The sequence below is a fragment of the Streptomyces sp. NBC_00691 genome (genome assembly GCF_036226665.1).
Lineage (GTDB): Bacteria > Actinomycetota > Actinomycetes > Streptomycetales > Streptomycetaceae > Streptomyces.
This window is the reverse complement of sequence record NZ_CP109007.1, coordinates 846,329-863,606: the sequence shown is the minus strand read 5'-3', so window position 1 is coordinate 863,606 and position 17,278 is coordinate 846,329. Positions and strand designations below refer to the sequence as shown.

Below are 17,278 nucleotides of genomic sequence, written 5' to 3'. Positions count from 1 at the left end.
GGTGCGTCGGCGGGATGACGGGAGGTCGGGAGACGTGGTCCGCGGGGCGGTTCAGGCGCGAGGCGCGTCGAGGCGGGGGAGGGAGCCCTCGGCGATCAGCTCCTGGACCCGGAACTTCTGGATCTTGCCGGAGGCGGTCAGCGGCAGCCCGTCCGCGAGGTACCACCGGACCGGAATCCTGTGCGGGGAGAGCTGCTCGCGGCAGTGGGCGACGCACTCCTCGACGTCCGGGCCCTCCGGGCGGTCGGCGGTGGGGAGCAGCACCGCGGCGACGATCTCGCCCCACCGGTCGTCCGGCACCCCCACCACCAGGGCGTCGCGGACGCCCGGCAGTGTGCTGAGGAAGGACTCGACGGGGCCGGGCGCGATGTTTTCGCCGCCCCGGATGATCAGGTCGCTCAGCCGGCCCTCGATCCGGACCGCGCCGGTCGCGTCCATCGACCCGATGTCGCCGGTGTGCAGCCAGCCGTCCGCGTCCACCTTCCGGGCGGTGGCCTCCGCGTCGCCGTAGTACGCGAGGAGCTGCTGGTAGCCGCGGGCGCAGATCTCGCCGGGGACGCCGAGCGGCTGCACCCGGCCGGTGTCCGGGTCCACGATCTTGCACGCGACGTGCGGCAGGGGGCGGCCGACGGTGCTGGTCTTGTCCTCGGCGGTGTCGTCCGGCCGGGTCAGCGTGACCACGGACGCCAGCTCGGTCTGCCCGTACAGGTTGAACACCGTGGTCGAGAACAGCTCCTCGGTCTCGGTGATGAGCTGCGGGCGGACCGGCGCCGCGCCCGTGAGGACGGAGGAGAGCCGGGCCGGCGCGCCGTCGGCGGCGCGGGCCACGTCGTTCAGGGCGGTCAGCACCGTCGGAACGCTGGTGAGCACCGCGCCGGGGGAGCGGCGCAGCACCTCGAAGAGGACCTTGGGGTCGAAGCGCTCCAGGAGCGTGAAGACGCCGCCGCTCCACAGCGGCCCCAGGCAGGAGATGACACAGCCCGCGGTGTGGAACATCGGCAGCGGGGAGACCACGGTCGCGCCGTCGTGGACGCCGAGACCCTCGAAGGTCAGCCGGGCCACGTTGACCACGGACCGGTGGGAGAGCAGCACCGCCTTCGGGAGGCCGGTGGTGCCCGAGGTGAACTGGATCTGCGCCGGGACGGCGGCGACCTCCTCCTGCGAGGGAAGCGGCGCGGCACCCCGCAGCGACTCCCACGCGGCGAGCGGCACGACGTGCCGCAGACCGGGCATGTCCGGGGCCACCGTGGCCACCGTCCCGGCCATGTCGTAGCCCCGGACGGCGTCGGCGTGGATCAGCATCTCGGCCTCGGAGGTGCGCAGGGCGTGGGCGAGCTCGCCGGCCCGCAGCGCCGGGTTGAGCGCCACCAGGGTCACCCCGGCCAGCGCCGCCGCGTACGCCACGATCGGCCACCCCGGGACGTTCGGCGCCCACAGGGCGACCCGCGCGCCGAGTCCGACGCGCTCCCGCAGCCCGCCCGCCACGCTCTCGGCCTCGGCGAGCAGCTCGGCGTACGTCCAGGTGCGCGGTGCGGCGCCGTCGTCGGGGACCGACTCCAGGGCCGGGGCGTCCGGGCGGTCGGCGGCGACCTCGCGCAGCAGGGAGCCGACGGTGTGCTCCGAGAGCGGCGCCGCGGTGTCCGCGGGGCGGAGCGACTCGGCGAGCGGGGCGGCGAGGTGCGGAACCGCGTCGAGAGGCATGTCGGTGCGCGGGGCGGCCGGTGCGGTGCTGAGCTGCATGGTGACTCTCCTCGGCGTGGGCTGCCGGTCCGTCCGGCGCTGGTCCCATCCCACTCCTCGGGCCCCCGGTGCCGGATCCCCCGGCGGCTGGAAGGGGCTCCCTCCGGCGAGGGAACCGCACGGGGGAGGCAGGAGCCGTGCAGATTCCGTCCAGGGCCCGCCGTCCGGTGGCGGGTAACGTGCGCCCGCTTGTGCCCGCCCTCGACCGGAGGCCGCGGGAGCGGAAGGAGTCGCAGGTGGACGTGACGGCGGGCTGGCCGGCCCTGGACGGCATACGGGTTCTCGATCTCTCACGGCTGCTGCCCGGGGGATTCGCCACGGTGCTGATGGCCGACCTCGGCGCCGACGTGGTCAAGGTGGAGAGCCCGGACGGCGGCGACTACGGCCGGCTGGTCGATCCGGAGACGTTCGCCGCGCTCAACCGCAACAAGCGCTCCCTCGTCCTGGATCTGCGCGAGCCGTCCGAACGGGAGACCCTGCTGAGGCTGGTGGAGCGCAGCGACGCCGTCGTGGAGAGCCACCGTCCCGGCGTCCTCGACGCCATGGGCCTGGGCTACGAGCGGCTCCGCGAGGCCAACCCGCGGGTGGTGCTCTGCTCCATCACCGGCTTCGGACAGGACGGACCCTACGCCGCCCGGCCCGGCCACGACCTCAACTTCCTCGCCCTGTCCGGCTTCTTCGCCGTGCCCCACCGCCCCGGCGAGCGCGTCGACCGGGTGGGCCTCAGGATCGCCGACCTCGCCGGAGCGATGTACGCGGCCCTCTCCACCGCGGTCGCGGTCGCCTCCGCCCGCGCCACCGGCCGTGGCCAGCACCTCGACGTGTCCCTGCACGAGGCGGCCGCCGCCTGGGCCGGTCCGCTCGCGCTGCCCCTGCGCACGCTGTCCGACCCGGCCGAGAGCCCTCTGGTCACCGGCGACAACGACGTGTTCACCGCCGCGGACGGCGGCCGGATCGCCCTCGCGACCTTCGAGGACAAGTTCTGGCTGACCTTCCGCAAGGCCTTCGCCGGCGAGTTCCCCGAGCTCGACGACGACGCGTACGACCGCCGCACGGCGCGCACCCGCGCCCGGGGACGGATCCGGGAGCTCCTCACCGGTGTCTTCGCCCGCCGCGACCTGGCCTGGTGGTGCGCCGCGCTCGCCGCCCTGGACCTGCCCTGGGCGCCGGTGTACGAGACCGCCGACGCGTTCCTCGCCGACGCGCACGTCGCCTCCCGCGACCTCGTCGGGACCCTGCCGGGATCGGCGACCGAGGAGCCGCGCCGACAGGTCCGCTTCCCCGTCCTGTTCGGCGCGGGACTGGACTCGCTGCGCGGCGCCGCCCCCGGGCACGGCGAGCACACCGCCGAGATCCTCGCGGAGCTGGTCCGATGAGCGGGCACGGCACGTTCGCGGAGAGCGCCGAGCACCGGGCGCTGCGGGAGGCCGTCGCCGCGTTCGCGCGCGGCCGGGGCGACGGCGGTCCCGACCCGCGCACCCCGGGCGAACTCTGGACGGAGGCGGGACGGCTCGGCTACCTCGGGGTCAACCTCCCGGAGGAGTACGGCGGTGGGGGCTGCGGCATCACCGAACTCTCCCTCGTCATGGAGGAGTTCGGTGCGGCCGGCAACCCGCTGCTCATGCTGGTGGTGTCGCCCGCCATCTGCGGCACGGTCATCAGCCGCTTCGGCACTCCGGAACAGAAGCGCCGCCTGCTGCCCGGGCTGGCCGACGGCTCCTCCCGGATGGCCTTCGGCATCACGGAGCCGGACGCCGGGTCCAACTCCCACCGGCTGACCACCACCGCCCGCCGCGACGGCACGGACTGGCTGCTCACCGGCCGCAAGATCTTCGTCTCCGGGGTCGACGAGGCCGACGCCACCCTGGTCGTGGGCCGGACCGAGGACGCCCGGACCGGCCGCCTCAAGCCCTGCCTGTTCGTGGTGCCGCGCGAGGCTCGCGGCTTCGCGCACCACGAGATCCCGATGGAACTCGGCGCCCCGGAGAAGCAGTTCGAACTCGTCCTGGACGACGTGCGGCTGCCCGCGGACGCGCTGGTCGGCGAGGAGGACGCGGGGCTGCAGCAGCTCTTCGCCGGACTGAACCCCGAACGCATCATGATCGCCGCGTTCGCCGCCGGCCTCGGCCGGTACGCCCTGGACAAGGCCGTGGACTACGCCCGCACCCGGCAGGTGTGGTCCGCCCCGATCGGCGCCCACCAGGCCGTCGCCCACCCGCTCGCCCGGCTCCACATCGAGCTCGAACTCGCCCGGCTGATGACCCGCAGGGCCGCCGAACTCTACGACGCGGGCGACGACATGGCCGCCGGCGAGGCCGCCAACATGGCCAAGTACGCCGCCGCCGAGGTGTGCGCCCACTCCGTCGACCAGGCGATCCACACCCTGGGCGGCAACGGTCTGACGACCGAGTACGGGCTCGCCTCCCTGCTGACTCTCTCCCGGGTGGCGCGGATCGCCCCGGTGAGCCGGGAGATGATCCTCAACTTCGTCTCGCACTACACCCTGGGGCTGCCGAAGTCGTACTGATCCAGGGCCACGGTCGTGGGGGTGCCGGGCGCGGTGGGGGACCGCGAGCGGCGGAGGGCCGTACGGCGGTGGACGCCGTACGCCCCCGGTTCAGTGCGGCAGGGAGAGGCCGACGCCCTGCTCGACGGCGCGCGCGTACACGGCGGCGGCCAGCGCGATGTCCTGGACGCCCATGCCGAAGGGGTTGATCACCACCCGTTCGTCCTCGGCGACCGTACGCGGGTAGTCGCCGGCGAACAGCTCCGGCAGGGAGGCGTCCACCGACCGGCCGGCCGCGGGGGCGGCCGTCCCCGGGCCGGAGACGCGGCCGGCCCGGGCCAGCCTGCCGAGCAGCCGGTGGTCGTCGTCGACGACCAGGTCCCAGTCGTCGACGAACAGGTGGTCGCAGCCCAGCAACAGGCTCTCGGCCGCGTCGTCGAGGGACACGTTGACGAAGGTGCCGCCCGCCGGCACCCACTCCAGCTCCACGTACGGCTCGGTGGTCGTCGTCACCGCGACCGTCACCTGGGCGCGCTCGACGGCGGAGCGGGCGTCCGGGGTCACCGTGACGGCGACCGCCGGGTGCGCGGCGCGCCAGCGGGCGGCGAGCTCCTCGGCCCGGTCCGCGTCCCGGTCGTGGACGATCAGTTCCTCGACGGCGGGGCAGGCGCTCGCCAGGAGTTCACGGTGGACCTCCGCCTGCCGGCCGCAGCCGAGGAAGGCCACCCGCCGGACGGCCGCCAGGTCGCGCACGGCGCGCAGCGCCGCGATCGAGACACCGGCGGTGCGCAGCGCGCTGATCCGGCCGCCCTCCATGATGCAGACCGGTCGCGCCGTCTCCGGGTCGTCGAGGACGACCAGCCCGGCGGCGCGCGGCCGGCCGAGGAGGTGGTTGCCCAGTGAGGCGTTGATGATCTTGCAGCCGTAGGCGCCGTCCGCCCAGCCGGGCAGGACGAGGCTGCGCGCCGACGCCCCGGACGGGGTGGTCCAGCGCAGCGCGGCCTCCGGGGTGAGCCCCGCCTCCTTGCGCCGGTAGGCGAGGAGAGTGTCGCGCGCCAGGTCGGCGACGGGCAGCCCGTCGCAGAGTCGGGCCACGTCGGCGCTGTCCAGATAGGTGAGCGTGTCGTCGTGCGGTGTCATCAGTGCATTCCCTTCCGGGGGTTCGGCAGTCTCCGCGGGTGCGTCGGTGCGGGTGCGGCGGGTTCCCCCGCCCGCACCCGGTCCAGCAGGTCCAGCGCCGCGCGGATCTCGCCCGCGCACCCCGGACCGCCGTCGGCGGGGGCGTCGCGCAACTGCGGGTACTTCTCCCCGCTGTCCGGACAGACGCAGGCGATCTCCCGCAGCGACGGGTCGCCGAGCGCCCGGGAGACGGCGGCGAGCACCGCGGCGCCGCCGCTGCCGCCGAGGGAGATCCCGGTCCGCCGGGCGATCAGCACACAGGCCGCGGCGGCCGCCTGGTCCGTCAGCCGCACCACGTGGTCGACGTGGTGCGGCTCCACGAAGCCCGACACCTGTCCGGAGCCGAAGCCCATGAGCTTGAACGGCCGGTCGGCGGGGGTGCCGCCGAGCGCCGAGGAGCCCACCGCGTCGACCGCGACGACCTGGGTGTCCGGGGCGTGGTCGCGGAGGAACTGCGCGATGCCCGCCAGCGTGCCGCCGGTCGACACGGCCACGGCGACCGCGTCGAACCGGCCCTCCGGCGCGGCCTTCATCAGCTCCGCGGCGGTCTGCCACTCGTGCACCCCGGGGTTGGCGGGGCTCGCGTACTGGTCGGTCCACACGGCGTCGGAGCCGGCCGAGACGATCTCGCGGACGGCTTCGAGCCGCGCCCCGAGGGTCCGGCCGCCCGGCACCTCGCGCACGGTCACGACGTCGGCGCCGTACGCGCGCATCCGCGCGACGCTGGCCGGCGGCGTGCTCGGCTCCACGACCAGGGTGCACCGGTAGCCGCGCTGCGCGCAGAGGCCGGCGAGCGCCACGCCCAGGTTGCCGGAGGTCGACTCGACCACCCGCATCCCCGGACGCAGGGCGCCGCTCGATTCCAGGGCGTTCAGCAGGGCCTCCGCCGTGCGGGCCTTGATCGACCCGAAGGGGTTCTCGGCCTCCAGCTTCAGCCAGATCCGCACGGTCCGGTCGCCGACCGGAACGACGACCGGCCGCAGGGGCGTGTCGCCGATGGCCGCCAAGGGCGCGGCGGGAACTGTGGTTTGGGTCATGGTGCTCAGTCCTTGAGGCTGTCGACGCGGGCCGTCGGCTGCTGCCGCACGGGCGGGACGGTCCGCTGGGGACCGATGTCGGCGAGGTCGTAACCGTGCGGGTAGCCCGGGTACGTCCGCGCGGTCGGCCGGGTCATCAGCCGGGCCATCAGCCGCGGCGCGACGCGCTCGGCCCCCGCGTGGCCGCGGAGCCCGGCGCGGTGGACCGCCCGCACCCAGCGGGGCGGGGCGGACATGCCGAGGGCGTCCAGCGCGGGCGCGTCCAGCCGGCACGGCAGCGTGGCCGCGACCAGGTCGCTGACCGGGCGCCGGTACCAGGAGGCGTACAGGCTCAGGATGTTGGTGCCGACGCGGTGGTTGCTCGCGGCCCGCTGGAAGCGGGCCCGCTCGTACTCGCGGTTGAACTGCTCGAACGAGTCGTAGTCGGTGGGGAGTTCGCGGATGTTCATCCGCTTGCCGACCCCGGTGAAGAAGTAGAAGGCGGCCAGCCGCTCCGTCTCGGAGGTGCGCCGCCAGGCCCAGCGGTCGATCCAGCGCACCGGCTCGAAGATGAAGGTCGACAGGACGTACAGCATGTCCTCGTTGGCGATGTCGAACCTGCGGTGCGCCTGGTTGATCTGCCGGATCGCCTGGTGCCCCCGCGGGGAGTCGTAGCCCCCGCGGACCAGCTCGCCGAGCAGGATGCGGGTGTCGTCGTACCGCTTCTGGGCCCGCAGGGCGAACTCGCCGCTGCCGTCCAGGACGTCGGAGATGGCGGGCACGCAGCAGGTGCGCCAGATCGCGACCTCGAGCCCGCGGCCGTAGTCCCAGGGGAACTCGCTGTCGGAGGATATGCGGTGGATCTCCTGGTGGTCCGCCTTGGGGTCGAGGGTCTCCAGATGTCTGAGTGTCGCGTAACGGTCTCGCATGCGTACCCCGTTCACGGTGGGTCACGGTGGGGGAAGTCGGTGGAGGACGCGCGCCTACAGCGGGGTGGAGCCCGCGGTGCTGGTGACCTCGGGCCGCGTGGGGTCGAACCGCAGGGTCTCGAAGCGCCACTGGAGCTGGCCGGTGAGCCAGCTCCGCAGCCCCGCGACGTGGCGCTCCAGGCGGTCCGCCGGGAAGAGGGCGCGCTGGGCGGGCGTCAGGTGCTCCGCGAAGGAGGAGCTGAGCGCGGTGAACCGGTCGAAGCGGCCCTGGACCATCTCCCCGACGGCGTCGGCGGCGGTCTGCAGGTCCGTGCCGTGCGCGTGCCGGTGGACCAGGACCAGGTTGTGCTGGTCGCCGAGCAGCGCCTCCTTCTCGCAGCTGAACAGGTCGTTGGTCCACAGGTCCGCGTCGGACAGGGCCGCGTTCATCTCGGCGAAGGCCGGGAGCTCGTAGATCTCCTCCGGCACCTCGAAGTGCGTGGTGACCTCGATGAGGTCGAGGTACGGCATGAGTGCGCGGCCGCGGTGGGCGATGTACTCGTCCAGCCCGGGGACGCGGCCCGTGAGCCGGTTCTCCGACTCCCACACGCAGGTGTCGAAGAAGGCCCCGATGTGGGCGGCGAGGCGGCGGCGCCAGGCCGGCGAGGTGAGGGGGGCGGTGCGGCGCCACAGGTCCGCGTAGGCGGGGCGGAACACCTCGGTGAGGGAGTGCGCCGCCGGGCCGGCGTCGTCGTCGACGGAGCCGTCCTCGGTGAACCAGCCGAGCACCTCGTCGCAGACCTCGCGCAGCCGCTCCGGCTCCGTGCCGAGGGAGGTCTCGTCGAACTGGTCGTCCAGGACCAGCATGCAGCTGATCCAGTCGGTCACGAGCTGGAGCTCCTCCGCTCCGGAGTGCGGGTAGGCCCTGCCCATCAGGGTGCCGAGCAGGGAGCGCTCGTGATGGCGGCGGGCGGCCTCGTCGGGGGCGAGGCCGAAGCGGGCCACGAAGGCCCGGGTTCCCGCCTCCGCCCGGTCGGCGAACGGACTGAGCTCCGGAGGGAACTCCACTTGGAGGTGCGGCATGCGCAGGGACACGGTGTCACCCGTCGTTTCGAGTCGAGGTGCAGGGAAGTGGGGGAAGAAGGGGGGCTCGGTGCGGCGGAGTCCACCGGTCCCGATCAGGACGGCAGCTGGACTGCCTTGACCTCCTGGAACTCCTGGATGCCGTGTCGGCCGAGTTCCCGGCCGATGCCGGACTGCTTGTAGCCCCCGAACGGAGCGGCGGCGTTGAACTTCGCGCCGTTGACGTCGACCTGGCCCACCCGCAGCCGCCGGGCCACGGCGACCGCCCGGTCCTGGTCGCCGGACCACACGGCGGCGGCGAGGCCGTACTCGGAGTTGTTCGCGAGCGACACCGCGCCGTCGTCGCCGTCGAACGTCATGACCGCGAGGACGGGACCGAAGACCTCCTCGCGGGCCAGCGGCGAGGAAGGACCGACGTCCGTCCAGACGCTCGGCGCCACGTAGTGCCCGGTCGCCGGCAGTGCGGCCGCGGCGTCCTGGCCGGCGACCTGACGGGCACCCGAGCGGACGGCCTGCGCCAGATGGCCGAGGACCCGCTCGCGCTGCCCGGCGGAGGCGAGGGGGCCCAGCAGGGTCGCCGGGTCCTCGGGGTCGCCCGGCACGTAGCCGGCGACGACCGAACGGGCGATGTCCAGCGCCTCGTCCAGCCGCTCCCGCGGCACCAGCAGCCGGGTGCGGGCGGTGCAGGTCTGCCCCGCGTTGTGCAGGGCGCTGCGGACCCCGTCCTCGACGGCGGCGGCCAGGTCGGCGTCCGGCAGGACCACCGTGGCGGACTTGCCGCCCAGCTCCAGACAGGTCTTCTTGACCGTACGGGCCGCCGCGGCGCCGACCTTCCGGCCGGCCTCCAGCGACCCGGTGAAGGACACCAGGTCGACGCCGTCGTCGACGGTCAGCGCGGCGCCCGCCGTCGCGCCCCTGCCGGGCACGAGGTTGAAGACGCCCGGCGGCAGCCCGATCCCGTCGATGAGCGTCGCCAGGAGGTACGAGGAGAGCGGGGCGAGTTCGCTCGGCTTGAGCACGAGCGTGCAGCCCGCTGCGACGGCCGCGCCGATCTTGGCGACCGCCTGGTGCAGCGGGTAGTTCCACGGGGTGATGGCGCCGACCACGCCGACCGGCTCGCGCACCACGAGGGAGTGCCCGATCCGCTCCTCGGCGGTGGCCGCGGCGAGCTCCGCCAGGAAGCCGTCGAGCACCCGCACGGGCAGGCCCGCCTGGACGCGCCGGGAGAACGTGAGGGGCGACCCCATCTCCCGTGTGACGGTCTCCGCCAGCTCGTCCTGGTGCTTCACCAGGGCCTCGCGCAGCGCCGTCAGGGCCGCCGCACGCTCCTCGACGCCGGTCGCCGACCAGCCGGGCAGGGCCCGGCGGGCGGCGTCCACCGCGTGCCAGACGTCCTCGCTGCCGCAGTCGGGGACCTCCCCGACGATTCCCAGGGTCGCCGGGTTCTCCACGGGGATCGTGCCGGTGGCGCGCGGGGCGGTCCACCGGCCGCCGACGTAGACCTGGTGCAGAGGGAGAGAATTCATGGCGTGACGGGTCTCTTTCGGCAGGATCGAATGAGCTGAATTCCTCCGGCGACGGGCGGCGGGGAGGGAATTCACGACGTGACGGCGGACCAATGTACGGAGTCCGGACACCCGCGGACTGGATAGATTCTGTATGGCGAACTGCCGCCCGAATCGGGTGGTGACGAGCCGTGAAATGGCGTTAGGGTGCGGTACTTGAAATGCCGGGACGAGTGAGTTCCCGGCCGTTCGAGAAGCCCAGGGAAGCAGGCCGCCAGTGATGACCAGCCCGGTACGTGCCCCGCATGCCGCGAGCCCGGACGGGCGCTGGCTGCGCCGGCCCCGCCCGGTGCCCGCGCCGAGGATCCGCCTGGTGTGCCTGCCCCACGCGGGCGGTACCGCCGGCGCGTTCTACGGCTGGGCGGACGCCCTGCCGGACGACGTGGAACTCGTCGCGGTCCAGTACCCGGGGCGGCAGGACCGCTTCGGGGAGGAGTGCGTCAGCGCCATGGGGCCGCTCGCCGACCGTGTGGCGCGCGAGCTCCTGCCGCTGTTCGACCGGCCGGTCGCGCTGCTCGGCCACAGCATGGGCGCGGCCCTCGCGTACGAGGTCACCCTGCGTCTGGAGGCGCTCTACCGGGCTCGTCCGCGCCACCTGTTCGTCTCCGGACACGGCGCGCCGCTCAGTCCGCGGGGCGGCCGCGCACTCCACCTGCAGGACGACGAGGCCATGGTCGAGGGGCTGCTCGCGCTCGGCGGCATGGACCCGGCGGTGGTCGCCGAGCCGGAGCTGCTGGCCCTGCTGCTGCCGTCGTTCCGCGGCGACCTGACGCTGATCGAGACCTACCGGCCCACCGCGGCGCGGCCGGTGACCGTGCCGGTGACGGCGTACGTGGGGGACGCCGACCCGGGCGTGCCCGTCGCGCACGCCGCCGCCTGGTCGGACGCGACGTCCGGGGAATTCTCCCTGCGGGTCTTTCCCGGAGATCATTTCTCCCTCGTGCTGGGGAGCGAGATCGTCACGGACGTCTCCCGTCTTCTCGCCGACCCCCGCTGATTCCCCGTCGGAGACCCTCGGCGCCGGCCTTTCCCGTCTTTCTCCGACTTCCTCGCGCACCCGGTCTCAGGCCGTCACGGAATTCCCCCTCCGGTGTCGTCCCGGCGCGGCCCGCGCGAAGTCACCCCGACCTGATGTATTTCCTGTTCCAAGGAGCCTTTCGACATGCTGCCCGACGACGACGTGGCCACGAAGGTCCGCGCACTCATGGTCGACGCCCTCGATCTCCGCCTCGACCCCCAGGACATCGGCCCCCAGGCGTCGCTCTACTCGCCGATGATCCAGCTCGACTCGCTCAACCTGCTCCAGCTCCTGCTCGCCGTGGAGAACGAGTTCGGCGGCCACATCGAGGACGAGGACGTCATGGAGGCCGACCTGGAGACCGTCGGCGACCTGGTCGCGCTCGTCCGCCGGCACGTCGCCGGCCTGCGGACGGAGACCCCGGCATGAAAGCCGTGCGCAACCAGTACCTGCTCGACGAGGACGACGTCCCGACCCACTGGTACAACATCCTCGCCGACCTCGACGTGTCGGCCTCCGACGTCCGCCGGGCCCGGCCCGCCGCGGGACCGGACGCCGACGCGCAGACGGCCGACCGCGGCTCCACCGGCGCCAACATCCCGCTGTCCATGTACCGCGGCAGCGTCGGCACCGAGCGCCACGTGAAGATCCCCGACCCGGTGCGCGCGCAGTACCAGCGCTGGCGCCCCACCCCGCTGATCCGTGCCCACCGCCTGGAGCAGGCGCTCGACACCCCCGCGCACATCTACTACAAGTACGAGGGCGCCAACGCCTCCGGCAGCCACAAGCTCAACTCCGCCCTCGCGCAGGCCCACTACTACAAGAAGGCCGGCGTCCAGGAGATCACCACCGGCACCGGCGCCGGCCAGTGGGGCACCGCCCTGTCCATGGCCTGCCACGCCCTCGACCTCGCCTGCACCGTCTTCATGGTCAACTGCAGCTACCGGCAGAAGCCCTACCGCAGGGTCCTGATGGAACTCAACGGCGCCCGCGTCATCCCGAGCCCGAGCGGCACCACCGAGGCGGGCCGCGCCCTGCTGGCCGCCTCGCCCGACGGCGACGGCAGCGTCGCCATCGCCAACGCCGAGGCCCTCGAACACGCCCGGAGCGTCACCCGCGGCGCCTTCTCCGTCGGCAGCGGCGAGAACCACGTCCTGCTGCACCAGACGGTCATCGGCGAAGAGGCCCTGCTCCAGATGGAGATGGCCGGCGAGTTCCCCGACGTCGTCATCGGCGCCATGGGCGCCGGCAGCAACTTCGCCGGTCTCGCCTTCCCCTTCCACCGCGAGAAGCTCCGCACCGGCGCCGGGACCCGGCTGGTCGCCGTGGAGCCCGAGGCGTGCCCCAAGATGACCCGGGGCCGCTACGCCTGGGACTACAACGACTTCTCCGGTACCACCCCCATGACGAAGATGTACACCCTCGGCCACACCTTCGTCGCACCCGGCGTCCACGCCGGCGGACTGCGCTATCACGGCGCCGCCCCGCTGGTGAGCGCCCTCTACGACCGCGGCCTCATGGAGGCCGTGGCCTACGGACAGAAGGAGGTGTTCGAGGCCGGGGCGTTCTTCGCCCGCACGGAGAACCTCATCCCCGCCCCCGAGTCCGCGCACGCCGTCAAGTGCGCCGTCGACGAGGCCGTACGGGCCCGAGAGGAGAACCGGCCGCGCGTCATCCTCTTCAACGTCAGCGGCCACGGGCTGCTCGACCTCTCCGCGTACGACCAGTACCTGGCGGGCACCCTGGAGGACCACGTGGTCTCCGACGGCCACATCGCGGCCTCGCTGGCCGGGCTGCCCGCCCTCGACGCGGTCGGCGGCCACCCGTGAACCTCAGCCCCACCGAGGAACAGACCGCCCTCGCCGACCGGTTCCGCCGGCTCGGCCGGGACCTCGGCGCCGACCTCCCCGCCCGGGAACGCACCGGGACGCTCCAGCCCGGCGACTGGCAGCGCTGCGCCGACGCCGGAGTCCTCGGCCTCCCCGTGCCCCGCGCGTACGGCGGCCTCGGCCTGGACCCGCTGACCTGCGCCGTCGCCCTGGAGGGCCTGGGCGAGGGCTGCCGGGACAACGGCCTCATGATCGCGCTCGGCGCGCACATCTGGGCCGCGGAGATCCCGCTGCTGCTCTTCGGGAGCGAGGAGCAGAAGACGCGCTACCTCCCCGGGCTCTGCGACGGCCGGCTGATCGGCGCACACGCCATCACCGAGGCCGGCTCCGGCTCCGACGCCCTCTCCCTGACGGCCACGGCCCGCCGCGACGGCGACCACTACGTCCTCGACGGCGCCAAGCGCTTCGTCACCAACGCGCCCCTCGCCGACGTCTTCCTCGTGTACGCCACCGTCAACCCGGCCCTCGGGTTCACCGGGGTCACCGCCTTCCTCGTCGACCGCGACCAGCCGGGGCTCACCGTCGAGACCCGCTACGAGAAGGCCGGCCTGCGCACCGCCCCCTGGGGCGAGATCACCCTCGAAGGCTGCCGGATCCCGCTCTCTGCCCGGCTCGGCGCGGAGAAGCAGGGCTCCCGCGTCCTCTCCGCGACCATGGCCTGGGAACGCTCGCTGATCCTCGCCCCGCTGCTCGGCGCCATGGGGCGCCAGATCGACGAGTGCGTGCATTACGCGCGCACCCGCGAGCAGTTCGGCCGGAACATCGGCAAGTTCCAGTCCGTCTCCCACCGCGTCGTCGAGATGCGGATCCGGCTGGACGAGGCCCGCCTGCTCACCCACCGGGCCGCCTGGGACCTCGGGCGGGACGTCCCCTCGCACTACCCCGAGGCCGCCCAGCTCCGCACCAGCGAGTCCGCCGTCGAGACCTTCCTCGACGCCCTGCAGGTGTACGGCGGACTCGGCTACACCACCGACACCGACGTCGAACGGAATCTGCGCGACGCGCTCGGCACCCGGATCTCCTCCGGCACCTCCGACATGCAGCGGCTGGTCATCGCCGAGAAGCTCGGCCTGACCACCCGCGCCCGCGCCGCGTCCCCCCGCCCCGCAGGAGCCCTCCATGCGCACGCTGAATGAGCTGCTGACCCGCGCCGCGGCCGCCCGGCCCACCGCCGAGGCCGTCCGCCACCGGGGCCGCTCCACCGACTACGCCGCCCTGGACCGGGCCGCCACCGCGCTCGCCGCGACCCTGCGCGAGCAGGGAGTCCGCCCCGGAGACCGGGTGGGCCTGTGGTTCGGCAAGTCGACCGAGACCCTCGTGACCCTCCACGCCATCCTCAAGTGCGGGGCCGCGTACGTCCCGGTCGACCCGGCCACGCCCGTGGGCCGCGCGGCGTACATCCTGGGCGACTGCGCCGTCCGCTGCCTGGTCACCGACGCGCCCCGGCTCGCCCTGCTCCACGAGCACGGGCTCCCCGCCACGGTGCGCACCGCCGTCCTCGTCGGCGACGAGCCGGCACCGGCCGACGAGCCCGCGCGGGCGGACAGGGATGCGCTCCGGACGACGAACTGGGCCCGGGCCGTGAACCGGCCGGTGCCCGAAGGGTTCACGCCCGCGGACGTCGGCCCCGACGACCTCGCCTACATCCTCTACACCTCCGGATCCACCGGCACGCCCAAGGGCGTCATGCTGTCCCACCGCAACGCGACGGCGTTCGTCGACTGGACCGTGGCCGAGTTCGGACTGACCGCGGAGGACCGGCTGTCCTCCCACGCCCCCGTCCACTTCGACCTCTCCGTCTTCGACGTCTTCGCCGCCGCGAGCGCCGGCGCCTGCCTCGTCCTCGTGCCCGAGCACCAGCGGGCCCTGGGCCCGGCCCTCAACCGGCTGGTCGCCGAGGAGGGCATCACCGTCTGGTACTCGGTGCCCGGCGCCCTCATCCGGATGCTCGACGCCAAGAACCACGCCCTGCTGGGGACGTCGCGGCTGCGGACCGTGCTCTTCGCGGGCGAGCCGTTCGCCCTGAAGCACCTGCGGCGGCTGCGCGCGGCGCTGCCGGAAGCGTCCCTGCACAACCTCTACGGCCCGACCGAGACCAACGTCTGCACCCACCACCGCGTCACCGACGCCGACCTCGCGCCCCAACGCACCGCGCCCCCGCCCATCGGCCGCCCCTGCCCCTACGCCGACACCCGGCTGCTCGGCCCGGACGGGCGCGCCGTCCCCGACGTCCCCGGCGCCGAGGGCGAACTCTGCGTCACCGGCGACTCGGTGATGCTCGGCTACTGGGGCCGCACCCCGCTTGCCGAGGCCGGGGGAGCGGCCAGGACCCACCGCACGGGCGACCTCGTCCGGTCCCTGGAGGGCGGCGGCTACCTCTACCTCGGCCGCCGTGACCACATGATCAAGATCCGGGGCCACCGGGTCGAACCCGAGGAGATCGAGGCCGTGCTGATGCGGCGGCCCGACGTCCACGAGGCCGTCTGCGTCGCCGTCCCGGACGCCGACGGCAACCAGGAACTCCGGGCCCACGTGGTGCCCGCCGACGGCGCGGCGCCCGAGGCCGCGGAGCTGCGCGCCCACTGCGGCGCGACCCTCCCGCGCTACATGGTCCCCGCCGTCTTCCACCTCGCCGGCTCCTTCCCCCGCACCTCGACCGGCAAGATCGACCGCCGGGCGCTGGCCGCCCCCGCCCTCCGGGAGTCGGCGTGACCGCCCGCGTGCTCACCCTGCGCCGGCCCAGCCGGCTCCTCGGCCGCGACAAGGGTGTCAACGTCGTCCTGCCCGGCGACTACAGCGAGGACGGACCGCCCCACCCCGTCCTGTACCTCCTGCACGGCTACGGCGGCAGCAAGGAGACCTGGCTGGTCAACACCCGCCTCGTCGACCTGGTCGGCGACAGCCGGACCATCGTCGTCCTGCCGCAGAGCGGACGCCGCTGGTTCGTCAACGACCACGCCGGACTGCGCTACGAGGACCACCTCGTCCACGAACTGGTCCCGGAGATCGACGCGCGGTTCCACACCCGCGCCCACCGCTCGGGACGCGCCGTCGGCGGCTTCTCCATGGGCGGGGCCGCCGCGCTCTTCCTGGGGCTGCGGCACGGCGACACCTTCGGGGCCGTCGCCTCGCACGCCGGGGCCTTCGAGGCGCCGCTGCGGACCGGGGACCCGTACGCCGCCTTCCGCTCGGACCCCGCCTTCGCCATGCCGACCGTGGAGAGCCACGAGCGGGTCTGGGGCCCGCCCGGCAGCGAGACCCGGCGGCGGTACGACCCGTACCGCCTCATCGGGCAGGACAGCGGCACCCCGACGCCCGCTCTGTACCTGGACGTCGGCACCGAGGACCACGACCGGATGCGGGCCATGAACCGACGGGTCCGCGACGCGCTGCGCGAACGCGGCCACGAGGTCACCTACCACGAGCGGCCCGGCGGCCACGACTGGCGCTTCGTCGACGGAGCCCTGCCGGCCTCACTGGAGTTCGTCGCCCGCCACACGGAGGAGCGGACCCATGAACGCATCTGAACCCTCCCTCCTGGTCACCCGCCCGCTCCCGGGCGTCGTCACGGCCTCCCTGAACCGGCCCGCCCGCAGGAACGCCCTCGACGAGGACCTGTTCGCCCGCCTCACGGAACTCTGCGCCGCCCTGCGCGCCGACCCCTCCGTACGGGTCCTCGTCCTGACCGGCGTGGGGGACACCTTCTGCGCCGGGTACGACATCGACGAGGTCGGCCGGATCGCCTCGCTGCCCCCGCGCACCCTGCTCGACCTGCTGCACCGGCAGGCCGAGGCGATCACCGGGCTCACCGGGCTGCCGCAGACCGTGATCGCCGCCGTCGACGGCTCCGCCGTCGGCGCCGGGCTGTCCCTGGCGCTCGCCGCCGACATCCGGCTCGCCGCGCCCGGCGCCCGTTTCCGGGCCTCCTTCGTGAAGATGGGGCTCTCCGGCGGCGACATGGGCGCCTCCTGGCTGCTGCCCCGGCTCACCGGCCTCGGCTTCGCCTCCGACATGATGCTCACCGGCCGGTTCGTGGCCGCCGACGAGGCCCTCGCCCGCGGCCTGGTGAGCCGGGTGACCGCCCCCGGCGAACTCGCCGCCGAGGCACTCGGCCTCGCCGTCGAGATCGCCGCGCACAGTCCGGTCTCGCTGGCCCTCACCAAGCAGGTCCTCCAGGCCAACACCGACGCTCCCTCCCTGTCGGCCGCCCTCGCACGGGAGGCTCCCGTCCAGGTCGTCGCCGCCCACTCGCCGGACGTCCACGAGGCGGTCGCCGCCTTCCGTGACCGCCGCGCCCCCGACTTCGGGGCGGCCCGGCCGACGAACACCCCTCCCGCCGGGGACGCCGTCCCTTCGGCGACCCCCTCCTGAAAG

General features: G+C 74.0%; 15 protein-coding genes. 9 read left to right on the top strand and 6 right to left on the bottom strand.

Translation table 11 applies throughout. From position 1 onward, the window contains the following. Positions 1 to 51: 51 nt before the first annotated feature. On the bottom strand, positions 52 to 1,740 hold the full coding sequence (locus tag OG392_RS03815) for a class I adenylate-forming enzyme family protein (RefSeq protein ID WP_329275540.1): 1,689 nt from the start codon (positions 1,738 to 1,740) through the stop codon (positions 52 to 54). Between the two features lie 236 nt (positions 1,741 to 1,976). Here OG392_RS03815 and OG392_RS03810 point away from each other — a divergent pair, with 236 nt between their 5' ends. Further along, on the top strand, positions 1,977 to 3,116 hold the full coding sequence (locus tag OG392_RS03810) for a CaiB/BaiF CoA transferase family protein (RefSeq protein WP_329275538.1): 1,140 nt from the start codon (positions 1,977 to 1,979) through the stop codon (positions 3,114 to 3,116). Then, positions 3,113 to 4,267: an acyl-CoA dehydrogenase family protein gene (locus OG392_RS03805; protein ID WP_329275535.1), complete on the top strand. Its 1,155-nt coding sequence runs from the start codon at positions 3,113 to 3,115 to the stop codon at positions 4,265 to 4,267. Before OG392_RS03810 ends, OG392_RS03805 begins: the two co-directional genes overlap by 4 nt. A gap of 90 nt (positions 4,268 to 4,357) precedes the next feature. Here the strand turns inward: OG392_RS03805 and OG392_RS03800 are convergent, their stop codons facing one another. The 5 genes from OG392_RS03800 to OG392_RS03780 form a co-directional block, all read right to left on the bottom strand. Next, the gene (locus OG392_RS03800; RefSeq protein WP_329275533.1) at positions 4,358 to 5,386 is read right to left on the bottom strand and encodes an ornithine cyclodeaminase; all 1,029 of its coding nucleotides are present in this window, start codon (positions 5,384 to 5,386) and stop codon (positions 4,358 to 4,360) included. Then, positions 5,386 to 6,462, bottom strand: a complete 1,077-nt coding sequence (locus OG392_RS03795) for a PLP-dependent cysteine synthase family protein (protein ID WP_329275531.1) — start codon at positions 6,460 to 6,462, stop codon at positions 5,386 to 5,388. The genes OG392_RS03800 and OG392_RS03795 overlap by 1 nt, the downstream gene beginning before the upstream one ends. 5 nt (positions 6,463 to 6,467) lie before the next feature. Next, positions 6,468 to 7,370 carry a DUF2236 domain-containing protein gene (locus OG392_RS03790; RefSeq protein WP_329275529.1) on the bottom strand — a complete coding sequence of 301 codons (903 nt, stop codon included), beginning with the start codon at positions 7,368 to 7,370 and terminating at the stop codon, positions 6,468 to 6,470. 54 nt (positions 7,371 to 7,424) lie between these two features. After that, on the bottom strand, positions 7,425 to 8,432 hold the full coding sequence (locus tag OG392_RS03785; RefSeq protein ID WP_329275527.1) for a terpene synthase family protein: 1,008 nt from the start codon (positions 8,430 to 8,432) through the stop codon (positions 7,425 to 7,427). A 95-nt stretch (positions 8,433 to 8,527) separates the two neighbouring features. Then, positions 8,528 to 9,958 carry an aldehyde dehydrogenase family protein gene (locus OG392_RS03780; RefSeq protein WP_329275525.1) on the bottom strand — a complete coding sequence of 477 codons (1,431 nt, stop codon included), beginning with the start codon at positions 9,956 to 9,958 and terminating at the stop codon, positions 8,528 to 8,530. A 259-nt stretch (positions 9,959 to 10,217) separates the two neighbouring features. On the opposite strand from OG392_RS03780, the gene OG392_RS03775 reads away from it, so the two are divergent. From OG392_RS03775 to OG392_RS03745, 7 genes are all read left to right on the top strand, one after another. Continuing rightward, entirely contained in the window at positions 10,218 to 10,994 is a 777-nt protein-coding gene (locus tag OG392_RS03775) for a thioesterase II family protein (protein ID WP_329275523.1), read from the top strand. 165 nt (positions 10,995 to 11,159) lie between these two features. After that, positions 11,160 to 11,444: a phosphopantetheine-binding protein gene (locus OG392_RS03770; RefSeq protein ID WP_329275521.1), complete on the top strand. Its 285-nt coding sequence runs from the start codon at positions 11,160 to 11,162 to the stop codon at positions 11,442 to 11,444. Next, on the top strand, positions 11,441 to 12,844 hold the full coding sequence (locus OG392_RS03765; RefSeq protein ID WP_329275518.1) for a TrpB-like pyridoxal phosphate-dependent enzyme: 1,404 nt from the start codon (positions 11,441 to 11,443) through the stop codon (positions 12,842 to 12,844). The genes OG392_RS03770 and OG392_RS03765 overlap by 4 nt, the downstream gene beginning before the upstream one ends. Beyond that, positions 12,841 to 14,040, top strand: a complete 1,200-nt coding sequence (locus tag OG392_RS03760) for an acyl-CoA dehydrogenase family protein (protein ID WP_329275516.1) — start codon at positions 12,841 to 12,843, stop codon at positions 14,038 to 14,040. Before OG392_RS03765 ends, OG392_RS03760 begins: the two co-directional genes overlap by 4 nt. Next, positions 14,024 to 15,616: an amino acid adenylation domain-containing protein gene (locus OG392_RS03755; RefSeq protein WP_329275514.1), complete on the top strand. Its 1,593-nt coding sequence runs from the start codon at positions 14,024 to 14,026 to the stop codon at positions 15,614 to 15,616. Before OG392_RS03760 ends, OG392_RS03755 begins: the two co-directional genes overlap by 17 nt. Beyond that, on the top strand, positions 15,613 to 16,431 hold the full coding sequence (locus tag OG392_RS03750) for an alpha/beta hydrolase (protein WP_329275511.1): 819 nt from the start codon (positions 15,613 to 15,615) through the stop codon (positions 16,429 to 16,431). Before OG392_RS03755 ends, OG392_RS03750 begins: the two co-directional genes overlap by 4 nt. Further along, on the top strand, positions 16,418 to 17,275 hold the full coding sequence (locus OG392_RS03745) for an enoyl-CoA hydratase/isomerase family protein (protein WP_329275509.1): 858 nt from the start codon (positions 16,418 to 16,420) through the stop codon (positions 17,273 to 17,275). The genes OG392_RS03750 and OG392_RS03745 overlap by 14 nt, the downstream gene beginning before the upstream one ends. Positions 17,276 to 17,278: the final 3 nt, after the last annotated feature.